Annotated in this window: 19 protein-coding genes, 1 tRNA gene and 1 pseudogene; 12 read left to right on the forward strand and 9 right to left on the reverse strand. The window is 64.2% G+C overall.

The annotated features are described in order from the left end of the window. Positions 1-343: 343 nt before the first annotated feature. The 5 genes and pseudogenes from ACZY1I_RS15715 (at position 344) to ACZY1I_RS15735 (ending at position 4,614) form a co-directional block, all read left to right on the forward strand. The gene (locus tag ACZY1I_RS15715) at positions 344-1,840 is read left to right on the forward strand and encodes a phospholipase C (RefSeq protein ID WP_463755736.1); all 1,497 of its coding nucleotides are present in this window, start codon (positions 344-346) and stop codon (positions 1,838-1,840) included. A 19-nt stretch (positions 1,841-1,859) separates the two neighbouring features. Then, positions 1,860-3,207, forward strand: a pseudogene (locus ACZY1I_RS15720) (phospholipase C). Between the two features lie 298 nt (positions 3,208-3,505). After that, positions 3,506-3,832, forward strand: a complete 327-nt coding sequence (locus ACZY1I_RS15725) for a hypothetical protein (protein ID WP_463755371.1) — start codon at positions 3,506-3,508, stop codon at positions 3,830-3,832. A gap of 138 nt (positions 3,833-3,970) precedes the next feature. Beyond that, the gene (locus ACZY1I_RS15730) at positions 3,971-4,267 is read left to right on the forward strand and encodes a WXG100 family type VII secretion target (RefSeq protein ID WP_463754076.1); all 297 of its coding nucleotides are present in this window, start codon (positions 3,971-3,973) and stop codon (positions 4,265-4,267) included. A gap of 62 nt (positions 4,268-4,329) precedes the next feature. Beyond that, complete coding sequence (locus ACZY1I_RS15735; RefSeq protein ID WP_463755372.1) at positions 4,330-4,614, forward strand: WXG100 family type VII secretion target; 285 nt, start codon at positions 4,330-4,332, stop codon at positions 4,612-4,614. A gap of 115 nt (positions 4,615-4,729) precedes the next feature. Here ACZY1I_RS15735 and ACZY1I_RS15740 read toward each other — a convergent pair whose 3' ends face one another. Together ACZY1I_RS15740 and ACZY1I_RS15745 are read right to left on the reverse strand one after the other, a co-directional pair. Further along, positions 4,730-6,745, reverse strand: a complete 2,016-nt coding sequence (locus tag ACZY1I_RS15740; RefSeq protein WP_463755373.1) for a TPM domain-containing protein — start codon at positions 6,743-6,745, stop codon at positions 4,730-4,732. Positions 6,746-6,826: 81 nt separating this feature from the next. Continuing rightward, positions 6,827-7,765, reverse strand: a complete 939-nt coding sequence (locus ACZY1I_RS15745) for an esterase family protein (RefSeq protein WP_463755374.1) — start codon at positions 7,763-7,765, stop codon at positions 6,827-6,829. A 198-nt stretch (positions 7,766-7,963) separates the two neighbouring features. On the opposite strand from ACZY1I_RS15745, the gene ACZY1I_RS15750 reads away from it, so the two are divergent. Together ACZY1I_RS15750 and dnaG are read left to right on the forward strand one after the other, a co-directional pair. Beyond that, positions 7,964-9,259, forward strand: coding sequence for a deoxyguanosinetriphosphate triphosphohydrolase (locus ACZY1I_RS15750; protein WP_463755375.1), 1,296 nt, complete (start codon positions 7,964-7,966; stop codon positions 9,257-9,259). A gap of 9 nt (positions 9,260-9,268) precedes the next feature. Continuing rightward, positions 9,269-11,245 carry a DNA primase gene (dnaG, locus tag ACZY1I_RS15755; RefSeq protein WP_463755376.1) on the forward strand — a complete coding sequence of 659 codons (1,977 nt, stop codon included), beginning with the start codon at positions 9,269-9,271 and terminating at the stop codon, positions 11,243-11,245. Between the two features lie 7 nt (positions 11,246-11,252). On the opposite strand, the gene ACZY1I_RS15760 is transcribed toward dnaG, so the two are convergent. Further along, positions 11,253-11,543 carry a hypothetical protein gene (locus ACZY1I_RS15760; RefSeq protein ID WP_463755377.1) on the reverse strand — a complete coding sequence of 97 codons (291 nt, stop codon included), beginning with the start codon at positions 11,541-11,543 and terminating at the stop codon, positions 11,253-11,255. A 211-nt stretch (positions 11,544-11,754) separates the two neighbouring features. Between ACZY1I_RS15760 and ACZY1I_RS15765 the strand changes: the two genes are divergently transcribed. After that, positions 11,755-11,827 (forward strand) — tRNA-Asn (locus tag ACZY1I_RS15765). Between the two features lie 61 nt (positions 11,828-11,888). Here ACZY1I_RS15765 and ACZY1I_RS15770 read toward each other — a convergent pair. The 6 genes from ACZY1I_RS15770 to ACZY1I_RS15795 all read right to left on the reverse strand — a co-directional run bounded on the left by ACZY1I_RS15770 (position 11,889) and on the right by ACZY1I_RS15795 (position 16,376). Continuing rightward, on the reverse strand, positions 11,889-12,218 hold the full coding sequence (locus ACZY1I_RS15770) for an ANTAR domain-containing protein (protein WP_463755378.1): 330 nt from the start codon (positions 12,216-12,218) through the stop codon (positions 11,889-11,891). A gap of 290 nt (positions 12,219-12,508) precedes the next feature. Next, positions 12,509-12,961: a DUF4395 domain-containing protein gene (locus ACZY1I_RS15775; protein ID WP_463755379.1), complete on the reverse strand. Its 453-nt coding sequence runs from the start codon at positions 12,959-12,961 to the stop codon at positions 12,509-12,511. Between the two features lie 12 nt (positions 12,962-12,973). Next, on the reverse strand, positions 12,974-13,411 hold the full coding sequence (locus ACZY1I_RS15780; RefSeq protein ID WP_463755380.1) for a thioredoxin family protein: 438 nt from the start codon (positions 13,409-13,411) through the stop codon (positions 12,974-12,976). Positions 13,412-13,445: 34 nt separating this feature from the next. Beyond that, positions 13,446-14,150 carry a serine O-acetyltransferase gene (gene cysE, locus ACZY1I_RS15785; protein ID WP_463755381.1) on the reverse strand — a complete coding sequence of 235 codons (705 nt, stop codon included), beginning with the start codon at positions 14,148-14,150 and terminating at the stop codon, positions 13,446-13,448. 2 nt (positions 14,151-14,152) lie between these two features. Then, complete coding sequence (cysK, locus tag ACZY1I_RS15790) at positions 14,153-15,085, reverse strand: cysteine synthase A (protein ID WP_463755382.1); 933 nt, start codon at positions 15,083-15,085, stop codon at positions 14,153-14,155. 10 nt (positions 15,086-15,095) lie between these two features. After that, entirely contained in the window at positions 15,096-16,376 is a 1,281-nt protein-coding gene (locus tag ACZY1I_RS15795; protein WP_463755383.1) for a thioester domain-containing protein, read from the reverse strand. Positions 16,377-16,765: 389 nt separating this feature from the next. Between ACZY1I_RS15795 and ACZY1I_RS15800 the strand changes: the two genes are divergently transcribed. The 4 genes from ACZY1I_RS15800 to ACZY1I_RS15815 all read left to right on the forward strand — a co-directional run bounded on the left by ACZY1I_RS15800 (position 16,766) and on the right by ACZY1I_RS15815 (position 21,444). Next, positions 16,766-17,689, forward strand: a complete 924-nt coding sequence (locus tag ACZY1I_RS15800) for a family 2A encapsulin nanocompartment shell protein (RefSeq protein ID WP_463755384.1) — start codon at positions 16,766-16,768, stop codon at positions 17,687-17,689. Then, positions 17,676-19,568, forward strand: coding sequence for a family 2A encapsulin nanocompartment cargo protein cysteine desulfurase (locus ACZY1I_RS15805; RefSeq protein ID WP_463755385.1), 1,893 nt, complete (start codon positions 17,676-17,678; stop codon positions 19,566-19,568). Before ACZY1I_RS15800 ends, ACZY1I_RS15805 begins: the two co-directional genes overlap by 14 nt. Positions 19,569-19,831: 263 nt before the next feature. Then, complete coding sequence (locus ACZY1I_RS15810; protein WP_463755386.1) at positions 19,832-20,596, forward strand: MlaE family ABC transporter permease; 765 nt, start codon at positions 19,832-19,834, stop codon at positions 20,594-20,596. Beyond that, positions 20,593-21,444 carry an ABC transporter permease gene (locus ACZY1I_RS15815; protein WP_463755387.1) on the forward strand — a complete coding sequence of 284 codons (852 nt, stop codon included), beginning with the start codon at positions 20,593-20,595 and terminating at the stop codon, positions 21,442-21,444. Before ACZY1I_RS15810 ends, ACZY1I_RS15815 begins: the two co-directional genes overlap by 4 nt. The last annotated feature ends 5 nt before the right edge of the window (positions 21,445-21,449 follow it).

Genomic DNA, 21,449 nt, shown 5'->3' on the forward strand with positions numbered 1-21,449 from the left:
GTCGTCCACCGCGCGGCATCAGTGCGGGACTGGTCGGATGGGCTTGAGCAAAGCCCGCCGCAGGCCGGGGTAGGCCGCGGTCTCCACGAATTTTGACGGGCCAGAGCGAAGTCGCCGCGGCGCTTTCAGGTGACTGCAGTTTGATCTGAATCCAGGCTTGGGCGGTTTGGTTGACAATTCGTTCGGTGTCGCCGTTAGGGGCTGCGATTGGGTTTGCTGCTCGGCCAGAATCCGCTCACGACACGCCGGTTCGTGTTTCGCGGTTGACGAGCGTCGTGACAGCACCGTGATCTCAATTGGGGGTAGGAAAGCAGAGGAAGTGATCGAAAACCCCTTGCGGGGAATGTCGCGTCGAGAGTTTATGGCAAAGCTCACGGGTGCCGGTGCCGCAGCGTTGCTGACCGATATTGCCGCCCCCGTTATCGAGAAGGCTTACGGGGCTGGACCTTGCTCCGGCCATTTGACCGATATCGAGCACATCGTTTTATTAATGCAGGAGAACCGCTCCTTCGATCATTACTTCGGCACCTTGTCCGGAACCAAGGGCTTCAACGACCCGTCGCCTGCGTTCCAGCAAAAGGGCTGGAGCCCGACAAGTCAGGCGCTGGACCCGTCGGGCACCACCATTCCCTTTCGCCTCGACACCACGCGTGGCCCGCTGTTGGACGGTGAGTGCGTCAACGACCCCGAGCATCAGTGGGCGGCGATGCACCACTCCTGGAACAACGGCGCTAACGACAATTGGTTACCGGGGCAGGCGGATACGCGCACCGGACCCTACGTCCCCATGACGATGGGTTATTACACGCGCAAAGACATTCCGATTCACTATTTGTTGGCGGACACGTTCACCCTTTGCGATGGGTACCACTGCTCGCTGCTCACCGGTACTTTGCCCAACCGGCTCTTCTGGCTCAGTGCATGGAACGACCCGGCGGGCACCAATGGTGGACCGCAGCTGGTCGAGCCGGGGTTCCTGCCGCTACACCAGTACAGCTGGCGCATCATGCCGGAGAACCTCGAAGACGCCGGAGTCAGCTGGAAGGTCTACCAGAACAAAGACGCCGGCATCTTCATCAATTCGCCGATCAGCAACAGCGGACTCGTCCAGGCGTTCAAGCAGTCCGGTGATCCGCGGTCGAACCTGTCCCGCTACGGGATCGCACCCAGGTACCCCCAGGACTTCGCCTCCGACGTCAGAAACAACAGGTTGCCCAAGGTGTCTTGGCTGGTGCCGAATTTCATCCAGTCCGAACACCCGGCTCTACCGGTGGCGCTCGGTGCGGTGGCGATGGTGACGGCGCTTCGGATTCTGCTGTCCAATCCCGCGGTGTGGGAAAAGACCGCGCTGATCGTCAGCTACGACGAAAACGGCGGGTTCTTCGACCATGTGACACCGCCGACGGCCCCTGCCGGGACGCCCGGAGAGTATGTGACCGTGCCGGACATCAACTCGGTGTCCGGGTCCGGGGGGATCCGCGGTCCACTCGGCCTCGGCTTCCGCGTCCCATGCCTGGTTATCTCGCCGTTCAGTCGAGGCGCAATGATGGCCAGTCAAACTTTCGACCACACCTCGCAGCTGAAACTGATTCGCACCCGGTTCGGCGTGCCTGTTCCCAACTTGTCCGCCTGGCGCGACGGCGTGGTGGGCGACATGACTTCAGCGTTCAATCCTTTCTTCGCTGGCAAATATTCATGCCAATTGCGAGCCGCTAACCCGGCGCCTGGCAAACATTATTTGAGCAGGACACGCCGTCTTCCCGCCGGGGCTGAATGGAGCCACAACTATACGGTGAGCGAGAAATGGCGGGGGAACTCTGGAAGGAGGGCGTGTGGGTAGCGAAAACCGAGTCGACGGGATGACCCGCAGGCAATTCTTGGCCAAGGCCGCCGCCGCCGGCACCGCCGGGGCCTTTTTGGATCTGGCTGGTCCGGTCATCGAGAAGGCTTACGGGGCCGGTCCCTGCAGTGGGCATTTGACCGACATCGAACACATTGTGTTGTTGATGCAGGAGAACCGGTCCTACGACCACTACTTCGGCACGCTGTCCGGCACCCGCGGTTTCCAGGACCCCGGTGCGTTGGCGGGAGTCTTCCAGCAAAAGGGTTGGAACCCGGCCACCCAGGTGAATGACGCCGTGGGGACCACGTTGCCGTTCCGCTTCGACACCACCAGGGGCCCCCTGGTAGCCGGCGAATGTGTCAACGACCCGGACCACAGCTGGACCGGCATGCATCAATCCTGGAACAACGGTCTGAACAACGGCTGGCTGCCCGCGCAGGCCGTGCACAGTTCGGTGCAGGGCAACACACCGGTGACGATGGGTTACTACACCCGCGCCGACATCCCCATCCATCATCTGCTGGCCGACACGTTCACGATCTGCGACGGCTACTTCTGTTCACTGTTGGGCGGAACCACACCCAATCGTCTGTATTGGATGAGTGCCACCATCGACCCGGACGGTACCCATGGTGGGCCGGTGCTGGTGGAGCCGAATATTCAACCGCTGTAGCACTACAGCTGGCGCATCATGCCGGAAAACCTGGAAGACGCAGCCGTCACCCGGCTTCCTGCTTTCGGAGCACCCCGCATTTCCCGTCTCGATCGGTGCCGTCGGAATTGTCGACGTGCTGCGGATTCTGCTGTCCAACCCGGCGGTCTGGGAGAAGACCGCGCTCATCGTCAACTACGACGAGAACGGCGGCTTCTTCGACCACGTGGTCCCGCCGACACCGCCCAATCCGAATGAGCCCGGTGAGTACGTGACCGTTCCGGACATCAACTCGGTGCCAGGGTCCGGCGGTATCCGCGGGCCGATCGGCCTGGGCTTCCGCGTCCCATGCTTTGTCATCTCTCCGTTCAGTCGCGGACCGCTGATGGTGCACGACACCTTCGACCACACCTCGACGTTGAAATTGATCAGCACTCGCTTCGGTGTGCCGGTGCCCAACCTCACCCCCTGGCGAAACGCGACGGTGGGCAATATGACTTCGACGTTCAACTTCGCGGTCCCGCCGAACCCGTCGCGACCTTATTTGGATCACCCTGCTCTCAAGGCGTTGCCGAAACTGCCCCAGTGCGTTCCCAACGCGGTATTGGGTACGACGACGAAGACATCGATTCCCTATCGGGTGCCGTTCCCGCAGGACATGCCCACCCAGGAAACTCAGCCCACCCGCGGCATTCCCAGCGGCGTCTGCTGAAGCCCACCCGGCCGTGCGCGTCGGGATCCCGCCTCGTGCTCCCAAACGTGTTGTACTCCAATCCTTTTAGGGTGCCGGCGGCACGTGGTCCGCGGCGGCCCCCGTAGCGCGGGGGCGCGCTGGTGAATGCTCGGCGGGGCCGACGTATTGCAAGCCCAGCCGGAGGCGCACTGTTAGGCGCACAAAATCGGGAATTGGCTCCCGTTGGTCGCCAGATTGACTTACGATGCAAGGGCTTGATGATGTGTACTCGTCGTCGAGTGATGGCAGATTTACATAGGCACTGAAAGGAGACAACGTGCTTTTGCCTCTTGGACCGCCCTTGCCGCCCGATTCTGTGGCGGCGAAGCGTGGTGAGTCGGGGATGCTTGGTGGGTTGTCGGTTCCGCTCAGCTGGGGTACGGCCGTCCCTCCGGACGAATACAACCACTGGGCGAAGGACGATGAAGAGGGTGCCGAAGTCGTCGTCGTGCCCGGTGCGGTCGATCCGGAACCGGTCGAAGCGGGTACTGACGAGTGGGACGAGTGGGCCGAGTGGAAAGAGTGGGAAGCGGAGAACGCTGAACCTCGTTTCGAGATGCCCCGAAGCAGTCGCGTTGTCCCGCGTTCGCCATATGTTGGTTGAGAGGGAGGGGGGATGACTGTCGTTGTCTACGGTTGATCGACGGTTTCGGATCGCCGCGGCCGGCAATCACAACAGTCAAGCTGTATGAGGATTCTACGTAACAAGTAACAAGTCCACTTAAACAAGGAGACAAGCAACATGGCTTCACGCTTTATGACCGACCCGCACGAGATGCGTGCGATGGCGGGTCGTTTCGAGACCCACGCTCAGACCGTTGAGGACGAGGCCCGTCGTATGTGGGCGTCCTCGCAGAACATCGCCGGCGCCGGCTGGAGCGGTCAGGCTCAGGCCACCTCGCTCGACACCATGGGCCAGATGAACCAGGCCTTCCGCAACATCGTGAACATGCTCCACGGCGTTCGTGACGGACTCGTCCGCGACGCGAACAACTACGAGCAGCAAGAGCAGGCCGCGCAGCAGACCCTGTCCAGCTAGTCCCAACTACAGCGAAAATCGCTGCAGCCTAAAACTTTCACAAACTAAGGAGAACAGGTTCGATGACAATCAATTACCAGTTCGGCGACGTCGACGCTCACGGCGCGCTGATTCGCGCACAGGCCGCTTCCTTGGAGGCCGAGCACCAGTCAATCGTTCGCGATGTGCTGGCTGCCGGTGACTTCTGGGGCGGCGCCGGTTCGGTTGCTTGCCAGGAGTTCATCGCCCAGTTGGGTCGCAACTTCCAGGTGATCTACGAGCAGGCCAACTCCCACGGCCAGAAGGTTCAGTCGGCCGGCAACAACATGGCGCAGACCGACAGCGCCGTCGGGTCCAGCTGGGCCTGATAAGTTCGCGGTTCGCGGCGGCGCACCACTATCCGGTGCGTCGCCGCGATCACCAACTACGCACACATACGCACGGCGATGTTCCGTGGGTGAGCGTGCGTAGTTTTTTTGTGCCTCAGAATCGTCCGCCGCCGCCGAGGTAGCCGCCGGGAGAGTTGTCGGAAGAGCCCGCTGAGCCTGACGAGCCGCCAAACGATGTCGGACTCCAACCGCCGAAGCCGCCGCGCATGCCGCCGCTGAGCAGATCGCCGATGATGATGCCGCCCAGAACTGCGCCGGTGTCGCCGTCACCGCGCCGGGTTAAGGCGCGCTGCGCCGCCTGCACATCTGCATTGGCCAGCGTTTGTGCCTGCGCCGCCAGAGTCGAGGCTCCGTTGGCGTAGGCGATCGCCTCGGTCAGATTTGTCGATTTGTCGGCGTGGGCAGCGTCTAGCTGGCGTTTGGCCTCGGCGAGCCGAGTCCGGGCATCGACTCCCACGCTGCCGCGTCGGTTGTCGATGTACTCCGACACCGCCCGGACCCGCGATTCCGCGGTGAATACCGCCTGCTCGAACGAGCGGGTTAGCCGCTCTGCGTTGGCCTGCTCTTGGGCCACCGTGGTCAGCATCCGGTCCAGTTCGGCATCGGCCTTGCTCAGCCCGGCGAAAGCACTCAGCGGGTCGGCGATGCTCCGAACGCCGCCCGCGCCGCCCGCGCTGTCCAGGGCTCTGGCCGCCGTGTCGCGCGCCGCGATCAACTCGCCGGTGTGGGCCGAATTGATGCCCTTCGCGTTGTGCAATTGCTCGTTGGCGCGTTTGATCGCCGTCTGGGTGTCGGACACCAGCGATGGCAGATTCTCAGCGGCGTGCCGGATGTCGCCGGCGGCGCTGTCGACCGCATCGAGCAGCGAGCGGGCCTGTCCGACAGCGGATTCGGCGGCCCGTACGGCGTCCACCAGCGGAGTCTGCTGGCCGGCTACTGCTCGGCTCGCCATGTCACGTGCCGAGCTGATGTTGCGGTCGGCGAAATCAAGTCGCTCCTTGGCGGTTGTCACGTTGCCGGAGACCGAAGTCAGTGCCGCGGTACCGAATTCGGTGTGCAACTCGGCCAGGTGCTGTGCGGCCGGCTCGATTCGGGTGGTGAGTTCCACATACTGCTGGGTGAGCGCGTCGAGTCGGGTCGGGGCGTTGATCACCAAGTCACGCAGTTGCTCGAAGGCCTCGGTCTGTGACTCCAGTTCACGGTCGGCAGTGGCCGCCGCGACGATCACCTGGGTGAGCAGCTCGCGCCGCTGGGCCGGTGTCTCGGGCGTGCTGTCATGGAGTTGCTGACGCACCGTGAATGCTTGGGAAAGCGCAACTTTGGCGTTGTTCACGGCTTGGGTGAACGCCGCGGTGCGCTGGTCGCCGAACTCCTCGATCGCCAGTGCGAGCTCGTTGGAGCTGGTCCGTATCGCGTTGTCGACCTCCACCACCATCGACTGGGACAGGTCGTCGAGGATGTCTAATGGCACTGCTGCCAACGCCGTGGCATCGGTGGGGTCGACTCGGCGCGCCGCCGCCAATGCGTTGGCGCGGCGGTGCCGCGCCCGTCGGCGCATCACGAGTAGCAACACCACCATGGCAACGACGATCACCCCGAGCGCGCCGAGCAGCGCGTAACGACCCGTCGAACTGGGCGAGACATTGAGCCCGTCGGCCGCGGCGATGGCCGCACCCCGCCAATCGCCGTTGCGGAGTGCCGGCTCGATCTGGTCGTGTCGCAAGGTGTCGACCTTGCTTGCGGTAACGCCCTGCACCCCGGACGGCACTTGGAAGGCGTACGCGCGATCGGTGCTGGCAACCGCCAGCAGCGCGTCATAGTTGCCCAGGTCGCTGGTCCGCATCGTCCGCTGCGCCCAGTTCACCGGACTCTGGCCGGAGAAGTTGTCCACGTAGACGACCCAGAGTCGGACGTGGCGGTCGGCGTAGAGCTTGTTGACGGCCGTGGTGACCGCCACCCGGTCGGCATCCGACAACACGCCAGCGTTGTCCGTGACGTAACTCGGCAAGCGGAACGGCGGTTGTGCGCCGGCACGCGGCGCCTGCAGCAGCGGCCCGGCGGTGAGGCCGGCGATTATCAGGATCAAACCGAGCAGGCGAGCAAAGCGCATATCGCTCATTTAACTTGGATGAACCACAACTCCGCGAATATGGCTGCGCAAGGCGCGCCATACCTGCCGACTCGTAGGCGATCAGCCGCCGGCGCCCAGCGTGCGCTGCATGTCCGGTTTCATGGCAACCAATTGCGCGTTCCAGTAGCCCCAACCATGCTGACCGCTGCCGTCGATATTGAAGGTGGCATTGTGGCCGCCGGCGGACGTGTAGGCGGTTCTGAAGTCTTCGTTACTCTGCAGCACGACCTGCTCGATGATCTGGCCCGGGAGGCTGCTGCCGCCCGCGCCGCCCAACTCCGACGGCGTTCCGTTGCCGCTGTACACCCACAGCCGGGTGTTGTTGCCGGCCAGGCGTCCGGCCTGAACGGTGGGATCGTTGCGCTGCCATCCCGGTCCGCCGGACGGTCCCCACATGTCCTCCGGATTGAAGCCGCCCTCGTCGTTCATCGCGAACTTGATCAAGGTGGGCCCGTTGCCCTTGGACGGGCTCAGGTAAGCCGACAACGCGCTGGCATAGGCGAACTGCCCCGGGTGGTAGGCGGCAAGGATCAACGCCGACGACCCCGACATCGATACGCCCACTACTGCATTACGAGTCGAGCGGACCCCTTTGCCCGCCAAGTAGGCCGGCAACTCGCTGGTCAAGAAGGTTTCCCACTTATAGGTGGCACCATTTGCCGACCCGTACCAGTCGGCGTAGAAGCTGGAGCGCCCGCCGACGGGCATCACCACCGAGATGCCGGAACCCGCGTATTCGTCGAATGCGTTGGTTTCGATGTCCCAGCCGTTGCGGTCGTCGCGAGCGCGTAGGCCGTCAAGGAGATAGACCGCGGCCGCCCCGCCCTGCTGGAACTGAACGGTGATGTTGCGTCCCATCCCCGCCGACGGAACCTGCAGGAATTCCGTTGCGGCGGCCCGTGCGCGCGGCTCACTCCCGACTACCCCGAGTAGCCCCGGTAGTGCTGCCGCGGCGATTGCCGCGGTGGTCATTCGCCAAATCCAGCGTCGTTTGTGCATTGAATATCTCCTCGAAAAACAATCGCGCCTTGACCGCGCCGACTGCTGAGCGTTCCGCGACCTGGTTCCGACCCAGTGCAGCAGGTGATACCCAGCATCCGGGCTCCCAACCGCGCCACCCGAGATGCGGTGGCACGGCGAATTAGCGGCGGCTGGTTGCAGGCATCCGCTGGGATCGCCCTGGCAGACTGTGGATCGGTGACCATCAATCAGCGCGACCCTTACGACGACTTCGACCGTCAGCGACGGGTACACGAAGTGCCGAAGACTGCTGGTCTGCCGGGTACCGAGGGTCAGCACCGCACCGATTTCGCGCGTGATCGGGCCCGGGTGCTGCACAGTGCCGCGTTGCGTCGGCTCGCCGACAAGACCCAGGTCGTTGGCCCGCGGGAGGGCGACACTCCGCGCACCCGACTGACTCACTCGTTAGAAGTGGCCCAGATCGGTCGGGGCATGGCGATCGGGTTGGGCTGCGATCTCGACCTCGTCGAACTGGCCGGCCTGGCCCACGACATCGGGCACCCGCCGTACGGACACAACGGGGAGCGGGCCCTCAACGAGGTCGCCGCCGTCTACGGTGGCTTCGAGGGCAATGCGCAGAACTTCCGCATTCTGACCAGCCTCGAGCCCAAAGTCCTTGATGAGCAAGGCCGCAGCGCCGGGCTCAATCTGACTCGCGCCGCCCTTGATGCGGTCACCAAGTATCCCTGGGAGCGAGGGGACGGCCCCGGAAACGGCCGGAAGTTCGGTTTCTACGATGACGACCGCGCCGCTGCCGAGTGGGCCCGTAGGAGCGCTCCGGCAATGCGGCCCTGCCTGGAGGCTCAGGTGATGGACTGGGCGGACGACGTCGCCTACTCCGTGCACGATGTCGAGGACGGCGTCGTCTCCGAACGGATCGACCTGCGCGTGCTCGCCGACGAAGACGAAGCGGCTGCGCTGGCCAAACTGGGGGAGAGCGAATTCCCGCGCATCACCGCCGACGAACTGATGGAAGCCGCGCGGCGGCTGTCTGGGCTGCCGGTGGTCGCCGCGGTCGGTAAGTACGACGCGACCCTGGTTGCGTCGGTTGCGCTCAAGCGGTTGACCAGCGAACTCGTCGGCCGGTTCGCGACGGCAGCAATCGCCACCACCCGCGCCTCGGCCGGTCCGGGGCCGCTGGTGCGCTACCAGGCCGACCTGCAGGTGCCGGAATTGGTGCGCGCCGAGGTCGCGTTGCTGAAAATCCTGGCGCTGCAGTTCATCATGTCCGACCCGCGGCACCTGGAAACGCAGGCTCGTCAGCGCGAACGCATCCACCGGGTGGCGCAGTGGATGCTGGCCGGTGCTCCACAGACACTAGATCCAGTATTTGCCGCGTCATTTCACACGGCACCCGACGATGGCGCCCGATTGCGGGTCATCATCGATCAGATCGCCTCCTACACCGAGGGGCGGCTGGAGCGCATCTGGCAGGAAGGCAACGTGGGTCAGCCAGTCCGGCCAACGGCCTAGACTGAGCCCGTGTCGAGTCCGGCGGGTCCCAGGGATGTGGGCCGTTCGGGCGGTCGGTCCAGGATCTCCGATCGCGACATCGCCGCAATCCGGGAAACGGCCCGCATCGAGGATGTTGTCGGCGACTACGTTCAACTGCGGCGCGCGGGCGCCGATTCGATGAAGGGCCTGTGCCCCTTTCACAACGAGAAATCGCCGTCGTTCCACGTCCGGCCGAATCACGGTCACTTCCACTGCTTCGGCTGCGGCGAGGGCGGCGACGTCTACGCCTTCATCCAGAAGATCGAACACGTCAGCTTCGTGGAAGCCGTCGAACTGCTGGCCGACCGGATCGGGCACACGATCAGTTACACCGGCCCGGCCACCAGCGTGCAGCGCGACCGCGGCAGCCGCAGCAGGCTGGTTGCCGCCAACGCGGCAGCCGCCGAGTTCTATGCGCAGCAACTGGATTCAGACGAGGCGGCTCCGGCCCGCAAGTATCTGACCGATCGCAGCTTCGATGCCGAAGCCGCCCGCCGGTTCGGCTGCGGGTTCGCCCCATCGGGCTGGGAAACGCTGACGAAGCATCTGCAGCGCAAGGGTTTTGAGTTCAAAGAGTTGGAGGCCGCCGGACTTTCCCGGCAGGGGCGCCGTGGACCCATGGACCGCTTTCACCGGCGACTGCTGTGGCCCATCCGCACCTCGGCCGGTGAGGTGATCGGGTTCGGGGCACGGCGATTGTTCGATGACGACCAGATGGATGCCAAGTACGTCAACACGCCCGAGACGCTGCTGTACAAGAAGTCTTCGGTGATGTTCGGGCTCGATCTGGCCAAGCGAGACATCGCCAAGGGGCACCAGGCGGTGGTGGTTGAGGGTTACACCGACGTGATGGCCATGCACATGGCCGGCGTCACCACCGCGGTGGCGTCCTGCGGTACCGCGTTCGGTGAGGAACACCTGGCGATGCTGCGCCGGCTGATGATGGACGACAGTTTCTTCCGCGGCGAGTTGATCTACGTTTTCGATGGCGATGAGGCCGGCAAGGCCGCCGCGCTCAAGGCCTTCGCCGGCGAGCAGAACCTGGCGGGTCAGTCCTTCGTGGCGGTCGCACCCGACGGCATGGACCCCTGCGATCTGCGGCTGCGCTCCGGTGACGCGGCGCTTCGCGACCTGGTTGCCCGTCGAACCCCGTTGTTCGAGTTCGCGATTCGGACGGCGATCGCTGAAATGGACCTGGACAGCGCCGAAGGCCGGGTGGGGGCGTTGCGTCGCTGCGTACCGATGGTGGGTCAGATTAAGGACTCCACGCTGCGCGACGAGTACGCCCGACAGCTGGCCGGCTGGGTCGGTTGGGACGATGTCCCGCAGCTCATCGACCGCGTCCGGACCGAGGCCAAGAAGTCCAGGAGTGCCGGCTCGGGCGGACCCACTACCAAGACCACCCGTCGGACCGTCCAGGAACCCGCTGACGGGGCTCCTGACGCGATCGATTCCGCTCCTGCGGCCGCCCGCCCCAACCCCCGCGATCCGACGCTGTGGCCGCAACGTGAGGCGCTCAAATCGGCCCTGCAGTTTCCCGCGTTCGCCGGCCCGGTATTCGACACCCTGACCGTCGAGAGCTTCACCCACCCCGGATACGCGGCCGTGCGGGCGGCCATCGAGGCCGCCGGCGGTACCTCGACCGGTGTCAGTGGGGCGCAATGGATGGACATGGTGCGGCAGCACACTACTTCGCCGTTGACCGCCGGTCTGATCAGCGAGCTGGGCGTCGAGATCATTCGCGCCGATGAAGAGCTGCTGCCCCGCTACATCGGTGGGGTGCTGGCACGTCTGCAGGAGGTGTGGATGGGCCGGCAGATCGCCGAGGTGAAGTCGAAGTTGCAGCGCATGTCACCGATCGAGCAGGGCGACGAGTACCACGCGCTTTTCGGGGACCTGGTCGCGATGGAGGCCTACCGGCGCAGCCTGCTGGAGCAGGCCAGCGGCAACGACGTCACCGGCTGAGCTGCCCCTAGCGGGCGGCGTTCACCTGCGGCTCGACAGCCGCTTCGATGGTTTGGGCCGGGCGGGTGACGCGGCGCTCGATGATCGTGGTCTGCTCGTCGATCTCGGTCAGCGTCACAAATCCGGTGTCGGGTGAGATCCGATCCGCGATCTTGCGGCGCCCACCTTCGATCAGCGATCGCGCGACGGGGCTTCCGGTCACCGCACGGTAAGTGCCGGCGATCTGCTCGTAGCGGCGGCGCCCGGCTTTCGTGCCCAGCACGTAACCCACGCCCAATACGGCGACATACCCGATCAAAGCGATCCCTCCGAGGAGAAGTGCGATTGGTTCTATCCTGCCTCATTCGCCCGGGAATGGGCGTGCCGATCCGTGCTGCGGCCGCGCCACCGCGTCGCCGGCCGTGCTTCACCTGCGGCGATCCGGGTTAGCCGGGGCGCTAGTTGGAGGAGTCCCACCGGTACGCTAGAGTCGTCCCGCGATCAGGCAACAACATTCGTTGGACTGATAGTCCCCTGTAGCTCAATTGGCAGAGCATTCGGCTGTTAACCGAAGGGTTGGTGGTTCGAGTCCACCCGGGGGAGCCGATAGTCCCACGTCGGCTCCGTCATGGTCTTCATCGTCAGGACGGGATTGGCAATCCCGTCAGAGGTACCTGTTGACTGTGTGCCGTGGCCGGCTTTCAACGGCCGCCGTTGACGTAAGTTCCTCGGCCCACTCGCGCTGGGCGCCCTTCTCGGCAGCGGGTCCCGCAGACTGCGAGTTGGCGTGCTCACTGGCGAGGTTCACCAAGGCGCCGGCCATGGCGAACAACGGAACATGGTGTATTTCACTGGCGGTGAGGAGCTCCCTGAAGGCGGTCTGCGTGCTGCAGCGCCGCCACCCGACCAGGATTCCCACTGCGGTGTCGATGACCCGGGTGGTTTCCACCCGGCCACGACTGAACTGTTGCGAAGCTTGGTCACCTTCAATCACGTATTGATCTCCTCCCTATATTGATGGTGTCAGCAGAAGCATTGATGCGCAGAGATTTAGACAATCTGCTTGTTACAACTAGCTGCACCCGGTTACACGCAAGGGTCAGCCGGTCGGTTCCAGCCCCGGTGAGCGTGCGGAGATCAACAACAAAAGCGCGCGGCGTGCCCTATCGGGAGCTGCCGCAAACGTCGCATAGCATCACTCTATGACGTCGAGTCGAACCTCGACGGTTTTCAATGTGTTTGCCTCACAGGCGATTTAACCGTTGCCAACCTGCGTGAAGACTGTCACGCCGCCGGCGCGCTGCGGAACCGCGCCACCAGCGGGTAGATCTGGCAGCCGAGGCAGATGCCGAAAGCGGCGTTGAGGAATGCGGCGAACAGGGCGAACCCGGTCGCGATCACGCCGAGCAGCGGTATGCCGGCGGCGAAGCCAACAACTCCGGTGACCGCGAAAACCAGCCCCACCAACTGCGCGAACTTCAGCGGCGGTACCGGTTCGCGCTCGGTTACCGGGCTCAGTCGGGGTGCCACGAGCTTGGCGAACAGCAACCCGTACGGACTCTTGCGTGGGCCCCGCACCGCACTGAGCGCAAAGATGACGGCCTGGACGCCCAGCAGCACCGCCGCTGCGGGTTGGCTGACCACTGAGACCGCCAACGTCAACACCAGGACGCTGGTGGTGATCCAGGCGGCGAACCGCGGGCCCCGGACGTCTACTTGGTTGATATCAGGTGACATCAACGGCTCCTCTCAACTCAGTTCTGCGGTCAACAGTGGGCGTAACGCGCTGCTCAGGTCAGCGGCCTTCGGTACGCCCGCGGTGCGGTATCGCTGCCGGCCTTCGGCGTCGAAGATGAACGTGGTGGGTAGCGACAAGACGGACAGTCGCTTGGCGGCGATCGGGTTCGCGTCGATATCCAGCTCGACGTGTGACACGTCGGGAAGGCTGCCGCACACCTGATCGACCACTCGGCGCACCGCGGCACACGGGCCACACCAGTCGGCGCTGAAGTGCAGCACAGTGGGACCCGTTTCGGACAGGCCGAGGTCTGAGTTGTCCTGGTCGGTCGCCGAGGGGGTTTTCGGCCCACGCAGTACGCCGGAGCGGCGATTGACCACCACACCGATCACGCTGGCGGCCCCTAATGCGACGACGATCGCAATCCCCGCGACGACTACAGAACTCACGACCCCACCAACACTTTCCGCACCGCGATATTCCCTAGATGGAGAAGTCCTCGCCGTACCAGACGCCGGATTCGGGCGGCCGGATGACGCGGTCGGTCTGGATGGCGGGTTGTTGGCCATTAGGTACCGACCCGCGGCCTTCCAGCCTGGCGACTCGGGTGAGCAACGACTTCAGGCTGGCGCCTACCAGGTCGGGCAGCTTGGATTCGTCCTCACTGGCGGGGCCGGGGCGGCTGACGACCTGTCCGGGCACTCCGACGACGACTGCGCTGGACGGCACTTCCTTCACTACGACAGCGTTGGCACCGACGCGGCTGTCGTCGCCGATCTTGATCGCGCCGAGCACCTTGGCGCCGGCGCCGATGACCACCCGATCACCCACGGTCGGGTGACGCTTCCCGGTCCGCCCGCCCGTACCACCGAGGGTGACCCCATGAAAGATCGTGACGTCTTCACCGACTTCGGCGGTCTCGCCGATCACCACACCGGTCGCATGGTCGATGAACAGTCCGGGCCCGAGCACCGCACCGGGATGAATCTCGACTCCGGTCAAGATGCGGATCAGCTCGCCGAGCGTGCGCGCGGGCAGTCGCCTGCCGCGTTGCCACAGCCAATGCGTGACGCGGTGGCCCCAGATGGCATGTACACCCGGGTAGGCGAAAATGACCTCCAGCACAGTGGGCGCCGCCGGATCCCGGTCTCGGGCCGCCTGAATGTCACGCCGGATTGCTGACAGCACAGTTAGTCGCTCAGATCTTTGAACAGCACGGTGCTCAGGTACCGCTCCCCGAACGAGGGCAGCACGACGACGATCAGCTTTCCGGCGTTCTCCTCCCGGCGGGCCAGTTGCAGGGCCGCCGCGACGGCAGCACCCGAGGAGATACCGACCAGCAGTCCCTCTTCTTTGGCCAGCCGTCGGGCCAGGTCAAGCGATTCCTCGTTCTCGACGGTGATGATCTCGTCGATCAGGCCCAAGTCGAGTACCGGGGGGATAAATCCGGCGCCGATGCCCTGGATTGGGTGCGGACCCTTCTGGCCGCCGGACAGGACCGGCGATGCGGCAGGCTCGACGGCGACGAACTGCACCGAGGGCTTGCGCTCCTTGATGGTCTGGGCGACGCCGGTGATGGTGCCGCCGGTACCGATGCCCGAGACGAAGATGTCGATCTTGCCGTCGGTGTCTTTCCAGATCTCCTCGGCGGTGGTGACCGCGTGAACAGCGGGATTGGCCGGGTTCTCGAATTGCTGCGGGATGAAATACCGCTGGTCGGTCTTGGCCAGTTCCTCGGCCTTCGCGATTGCGCCCGGCATACCTTCGGAACCGGGGGTGAGGATGAGCTCGGCGCCGTAGGCGCGCAGCAGGATCCGCCGCTCGATGCTCATGGTGTCCGGCATGGTGAGCACCAGCTTGTAGCCGCGCGCCGCCGCCACCATCGCCAGCGCGATGCCGGTATTTCCGCTGGTCGGTTCGAGAATGATGGTGTCCGGGCCGATCAGGCCGGCCTTCTCGGCCGCGTCGAGCATGGCCACCCCGATGCGGTCTTTCACACTGCCGGCCGGGTTGAACGACTCCAGCTTGGCCACCACATCGGCCACGGCACCGTCGGTAACTTTGCGCAGCCGGACCAGCGGCGTGTTACCGATCAGTTGGGTGATGTTGTCCGCGATGCTCATTTGCCTTCTCTCAAATGTCGGCCTTCGGAATGGTCCACGCCTCGTCCCAGCTGATGTCGAACTCGATCGTCAATTCTGTTGGCACAGTCAGGGCAACCGGGGTGAACCGCTGGTGTGGCCCGTCCAACGCCACCCCAGTGAGTACCCGTCCGCCCATGGTGTGGGGAGTGGACGCAGTCAATGTTATTGCGGATGTGCCGGGGATGCGACGGACGTAGAACTCGGTGCCGGGCTCGACGGCGCCGTCAATACTGAATCCGTCGGCATCGACGATCGCGTGACCGCCAACGACGTTCAGCTTCAAGGGGGTGCGCACGTGAAAGGGGCCGATCAGCTCGGATTCGACAGTCGCGTAGGTGTCGACGAGCGGTGTCTGCTCGGGTTCACGCAGCGAGGTGTAAGCCCCGGCGAGTAGGTAGTTGTAGAGGTGGACGATGCGGTCGGCGTTGCGATGGTGGCGGGAACCGTGCAGCCAGAAGTCGACGTGGTCGATCTCGAGTGCGGCGTCCGGTGTCGTATTGATCAGCCGGTAGTAGCGATAGCCGAGGCGGCCGCTGCCGTGACTGCTGGCCGACAGGGTGCTGCCGACGCCGAGCGTCCGTCGGTAGTGGCCTTTACCTGCGTCGATGCTTGATCGCGACCCGGAGACGTCCTGCCAGACGTTTCCATCTGCCGACTTCTGCAGCTTGACGGTTGCCGCAGTGTCTGAAGTCGCCCACAGCGAGTACCCGCCGAGTTCTGGTTGACCGTCGAATTCGAAGGTGATGACCGGGCCCGGACCGTGGTGCACAGCGATGGGCGCGTTGAGCGGTCGGGTGTCCAGCGACATGCCGTTGGTGAAATACCAGATCGCGGCCTGCGTCCCGGCGATGGCTTCGTGCTCGCTGATGTTGGCGGGTCCGAGTGGGTAACCGGCCTGGCGCAGCTGTCGGCTCAGCTCGGCAGTTGAGCGCATCGGGTAGGAGTGGCGCAGGATCCAGTCGACTTCACCCTCGCAACCTCGGACATTCAGGTGCGGCAGCGCCGACCACGTGTCCAGTCGGTAGCGCGACGGCTGATGCGGCGCGATGCCGGTGAAATCCAGCGAATAGGCCTGCAGGTTGGGATTGAGCCGGATCAGGTCGGTGCGCGCGGTGGTGCCGTCGGTGAACACGATGCGATCGACAGTGTGGGAGTAGGTGCCGCCTCGGTAGCGCATCATGCGGGTTACTTCGGTGGCTGGCCGCACTCGGATGCGCCGGCGGGTCGCCACCGTGGGTAAAGCACGTATGGGAGCTGACAGCAAAGTCATGAACGGGTGATCTTTCCGAGGAATGGGAGCCGCGCATCACCGACTCATCCGACGGCTTGCCATGCCGCCGCTAGTGGGATAGCGCGAGGATTTCTACGGGCTCAGAAAGAACAACAACAACAACAGAAAGACATTCCAAGGCAGCGCGAGGGAGTGAGTCGCGGCTGGAAGGCCTGTTGCATGGCACCACTATAGGCCATGACCCATTTCATGCCCCGTTTCAAAGCTTGCTGATGGTTTGCCTCACGCCTGCTTAAAGGTTTGTGTGGACCTGTCGCGGTCGCTTACCCTCGGCGGGCGTCAGTACCTCAGATGGGGCATGATGGGCCTGACCGACTTGAGTTAATAGAAATAATCACCGTGATCGGAATTCGTGAGGAAGGACCGCAATGACGACGGCTCAGAATGAGTCTCAGTCTCTAGGAGACCTTGCTGCCAGGCAGCTTGCCAACGCGACTAAGACTGTTCCTCAACTCTCGACCATCACCCCGCGCTGGCTCCTGCACCTGCTGGGATGGGTCCCGGTCGAGGCCGGTATCTACCGGGTCAACCGCGTGGTGAATCCCGATCAGGTGGCGGTCAAGGCGGAAGCCGGCGCCAGCATCGACGAGCCGCTCCCGGAGACCTACGTCGACTATGAAACCAGCCCACGCGAGTACACGCTGCGCAGCATCTCGACCCTGCTGGATGTACACACCCGCGTTTCAGACCTATACTCCAGCCCCCACGACCAGATCGCGCAGCAGTTGCGGCTGACCATCGAGACCATCAAAGAGCGCCAAGAGTCCGAGCTGGTCAACAACCCCGAGTACGGCTTGCTCGCGCAGGCAACTCCGGAGCAGACCATTCAGACGCTGGGTGGCGCACCTACCCCCGACGACCTGGACTCGTTGATCACGAAGGTGTGGAAGACGCCGAGCTTCTTCCTGACCCACCCACTCGGGGTGGCGGCGTTCGGCCGCGAGGCAACCCGCCGCGGTGTCCCGCCGCCAGTCGTGAGCCTGTTCGGTGCGCAGTTCATCACTTGGCGCGGAATTCCGTTGATCCCGTCGGACAAGGTGCCCGTCGAAGACGGCAAGACCAAGTTCATCCTGGTGCGCACTGGCGAGGAGCGCCAGGGTGTGGTGGGTCTGTTCCAGCCGGGCCTGGTCGGCGAGCAGGCTCCCGGCCTCTCGGTGCGGTTCACCGGCATCAACAAGTCGGCGATCGCGACTTATCTGGTCACCTTGTACACGTCCTTGGCGGTACTCACCGACGACGCGCTCGGCGTGCTCGACGACGTCGCGGTGGACCAGTTCCATGAGTACAAGTGAGTATCGGTCGGTAGACGCCGAAAGCGACCTGCCCGTCGGCGCCGCTGAGTTGGCGGCGCTGGCCAGCCAGCTGTATGCGGCCAGCCTTCGTCCGGGACCCGACAGCCCGCCACAGGTGACGCAAGTCGCCCCGCGCGGGAATGTGCCCGACACGACAGCTGTGACTTCTGCAGGGCGGACCGCCGCAGGCACCTCCGACCCCCTTCCCAATCCGATTCCGCTGCTCAACTACTCCAACGTGTATGTGCCGGCGCCGACGTCGCCAGGGCCTGAAGGTTTGCCGCCCCAAACGGCGCCGGTGGGTCCGCGCGGCAACGTGCCGGACAGCACGGCAGGGCCGTCAGCAGGTCAGACGGCCGCGGCAGTGGGCGATCCGTTCCTGCCGGGGGTCGCTGATTTCAGCGCCTTCGCGGTGCCGACTTCGGGCATCGTCCCAACGGTTCCGGGCGTGTTGGCCGGAGGCCCGCCCACCGCCCCGGTCGCTCCGCGAGGCTCGACTCCCGGGTGGTCAAGCCAGGCCCCCTCGGTCGCCGACCTGGGCTGGACCGACGCACCGACCGCCGGGTCAGCGGGCGACGAAGACAGCTACTCCTTCCTTAACCGGCCAGTCATCGCGGCCGAGCCGGTGCCGCAGCTGCCCGATGACCACGAGGTCTTCGACGTCACCTCCATCCGGGCGGATTTCCCGATCCTGCAGGAGACGGTCAACGGGAAGCCTTTGATCTGGTTCGACAACGCGGCGACCACCCAGAAGCCGCAAGCGGTCATCGACCGGTTGTCCTACTTCTACGCGCACGAGAACTCCAACATCCACCGTGCCGCGCACGAGTTGGCGGCCAGGGCCACCGATGCCTATGAAGAGGCCCGCGAGACCGTACGGCGATTCATCGGCGCTCCCAAAACCGAGCAGATCATCTTCGTCCGTGGCACCACCGAGGCCATCAATCTGGTGGCCCACGCGTGGGGTGGTAAGCATCTGGGACCGGGTGACGAGATCGTCATCACTCACCTGGAGCACCACGCCAATATCGTTCCGTGGCAGCTTGTTTCGCAGCTGACCGGCGCGGTGCTCAAGGTGGCACCGGTCGACGACCGGGGCAACCTACTGCTGTCGGAATTCGAGGACCTGCTCGGGCCGAAGACGAAACTGGTTGCAGCGACTCACGTTTCAAATGCCTTGGGCACCGTGACGCCGGTCGAAAAGATTGTTCAGCTGGGTCACCGGTACGGCGCACGGGTGTTGATTGATGGGGCCCAGTCGATTCCGCACGTGCCCATCGACGTCGCCGAGCTCGGCGCTGATTTCTTCGTCTTCTCGGGGCACAAGATTTATGGCCCGACGGGTATCGGCGTGCTGTACGGAACTGAAGAGGCGCTGGCCGAGACACCCCCGTGGCAGGGCGGCGGCAACATGATCGCCGACGTCACTTTGGAGCGCTCGCTGTATCAGGGGTTGCCGAACAAGTTCGAGGCCGGCACCGGCAACATCGCCGACGCCGTCGGGTTGGGTGAGGCGATTCGCTACGTCGAGCGAATCGGGGTCGAGCGCATCGCGGCCTACGAACACGCCTTGCTGGAATACGCGACCCCGCGACTGGCTGACATACCCGGAGTGCGCCTTATCGGCACCGCTGAGGAAAAGGCCAGCGTCTTGTCATTCGTGCTGGCCGGACATGAGCCGCTCGAGGTCGGCAAGGCGCTGAACGCCGAAGGCATCGCGGTACGTGCCGGACATCACTGTGCACAGCCGATCCTGCGCCGCTATGGTCTGGAGGCGACCGTTCGTCCCTCGTTTGCCTTCTACAACACATACGAGGAGATCGATGTGTTCTTGCGGGCGGTCCGTCGCATTGCCGAAGGCGGCGCGAACGTCGGCTGACCCGCGCGCCCGTAACACCCTTCTTTTCCGGCTGATTGCAAACCTGGGAATCGCCTGCGTGTACTCGTAAGCTGGCGGCATGTTTCTATCTGCAATCAGGCGGCCTGGCCCGATCCTTGTTGCAGAATCCGTTAAGCCATTGCGGGACAAGGAATTACGAGCGACGGCGAATTTTTTTGCGACGTCGGCGTAAGCGAGTGGTCAGCCGCATGCACGCACGGATCAACCCGGGGGGGGTGGGCAATTTGGTGAACGCTTCGAGCATGGCTTCGAAGGCCGCCACGCCCATGAACGCCCTGGGCGAGTTCTTCAAGTTCTGCGCCGAGACCTTCGTGGTGTTGGTGCGCCGGCCGTGGAACTGGCGCGAGATACTCGAGCAGATCTGGTTTGTGGCCAGGGTGTCGATTTTCCCGACGATCATGCTGTCGATTCCGTACACGGTGCTGATCGTGTTCGTGCTGAACATTCTGCTGGTTGAGATCGGCGCCGGAGACCTGTCCGGCGCCGGCGCTGGACTCGCCTCGGTGACGCAGGTCGGCCCGGTCGTCACGGCGATGGTCGTCTCCGGAGCCGGTTCCACCGCGATGTGCGCCGATTTGGGCGCACGCACCATCCGCGAGGAAATCGACGCGATGAAGGTGATTGGCGTCAATCCGATTCAGGCGCTTGTGGTTCCGCGCCTGATCGCCGCCACATTCGTTGCGGTGCTGCTGTTTTCAGTGGTCTCGGTTACCGGCCTGGTCGGCAGCTACATCTTCGTGGTCTACGTCCAGCACGTCACACCAGGTGCGTTCGTGGCGGGGATGACGCTGCTCGTCGGATTGCCGCAGGTGGTGATTTCGTTGGTCAAAGCGCTGTTGTTCGGGATCTCGGCAGGATTGATCGCCTGCTACAAGGGGCTATCGGTCGGCGGCGGCCCCGCCGCGGTGGGCAGCGCGGTGAACGAGACGGTCGTGTTCTCCTTCATGGCACTGTTTTTCATCAATATCTTGAGTACCGCTCTGGGCGTGAAGGTGACCGCCAAATGAGTGACGTAGCCGTCGACGAGCGACCCTGGGCGGCCACCCTCGGCCCGAAGGTGACCGCCTACACCCGCCAGTTGGGTGAGCAAACCGCGTTCTATGGACGGTCTTTGTTGAATGTCGGCGAAGCAGTTCGCCGCTATCCCGGTGAGTTGCTGCGACTGATCGCCGAGATGGGCATGGGCACCGGAGCGCTGGCGGTGATCGGCGGCACGGTCGGCATCATCGGCTTCCTCACCCTGACCACCGGCGCCTTGGTCGCGGTGCAGGGCTACGACTCGCTGTCGAACATCGGCGTCGAGGCGATGACCGGCTTCTTATCCGCCTTCTTGAACGTCAGGATGATCGCGCCGTGCACGGCCGGCCTGGCGTTGGCGGCCACCATCGGTGCCGGTGCCACGGCGCAGTTGGGTGCCATGCGGATCAACGAAGAGATCGACGCACTCGAGGTTATGGGTATCCGCGCGATCACCTACCTGGCATCCACCCGCATCATTGCCGGTGTCTTGGTGGTGATCCCGCTATATGCAGTGGCGGTGCTGGCGTCGTTCATAGCGGCCAAGTTCCTCACCATCTCGATCTACGGCCAGTCCCGTGGCGTCTACGAGCACTACTTCGCCACCTTCCTGCACCCGAACGATCTGTTGTGGTCGTTCGCGTCGGCGTTGACGATGGCTACCGGTGTGATGGTGGTGCACACCTACTACGGTTTCACCGCGACGGGCGGTCCGGCGGGGGTCGGGGAGGCGGTCGGTCGCTCGGTGCGGTCGTCGATGATCGTCACAGCCTTTGTCTGCCTGATGATTTCGCTGTCCGTTTACGGTCAGCACGGCAACTTCAACCTGTCGGGTTAGGCCTG

Source organism: Mycobacterium sp. IDUB_37, assembly GCF_055419245.1.

Excerpts from the sequence above, each read along its gene's own strand:
- cysK (WP_463755382.1), bottom strand. The coding sequence starts at position 15,085 with ATGAGCATCGCGGACAACATCACCCAACTGATCGGTAACACGCCGCTG.
- ACZY1I_RS15775 (WP_463755379.1), bottom strand. The coding sequence starts at position 12,961 with ATGTCACCTGATATCAACCAAGTAGACGTCCGGGGCCCGCGGTTCGCC.
- ACZY1I_RS15815 (WP_463755387.1), top strand. The coding sequence starts at position 20,593 with ATGAGTGACGTAGCCGTCGACGAGCGACCCTGGGCGGCCACCCTCGGC.
- ACZY1I_RS15810 (WP_463755386.1), top strand. The coding sequence starts at position 19,832 with ATGGCTTCGAAGGCCGCCACGCCCATGAACGCCCTGGGCGAGTTCTTC.
- ACZY1I_RS15800 (WP_463755384.1), top strand. The coding sequence starts at position 16,766 with ATGACGACGGCTCAGAATGAGTCTCAGTCTCTAGGAGACCTTGCTGCC.
- ACZY1I_RS15730 (WP_463754076.1), top strand. The coding sequence starts at position 3,971 with ATGGCTTCACGCTTTATGACCGACCCGCACGAGATGCGTGCGATGGCG.
- ACZY1I_RS15805 (WP_463755385.1), top strand. The coding sequence starts at position 17,676 with ATGAGTACAAGTGAGTATCGGTCGGTAGACGCCGAAAGCGACCTGCCC.
- ACZY1I_RS15715 (WP_463755736.1), top strand. The coding sequence starts at position 344 with ATGTCGCGTCGAGAGTTTATGGCAAAGCTCACGGGTGCCGGTGCCGCA.
- ACZY1I_RS15740 (WP_463755373.1), bottom strand. The coding sequence starts at position 6,745 with ATGCGCTTTGCTCGCCTGCTCGGTTTGATCCTGATAATCGCCGGCCTC.
- ACZY1I_RS15745 (WP_463755374.1), bottom strand. The coding sequence starts at position 7,765 with ATGCACAAACGACGCTGGATTTGGCGAATGACCACCGCGGCAATCGCC.
- ACZY1I_RS15735 (WP_463755372.1), top strand. The coding sequence starts at position 4,330 with ATGACAATCAATTACCAGTTCGGCGACGTCGACGCTCACGGCGCGCTG.
- ACZY1I_RS15795 (WP_463755383.1), bottom strand. The coding sequence starts at position 16,376 with ATGACTTTGCTGTCAGCTCCCATACGTGCTTTACCCACGGTGGCGACC.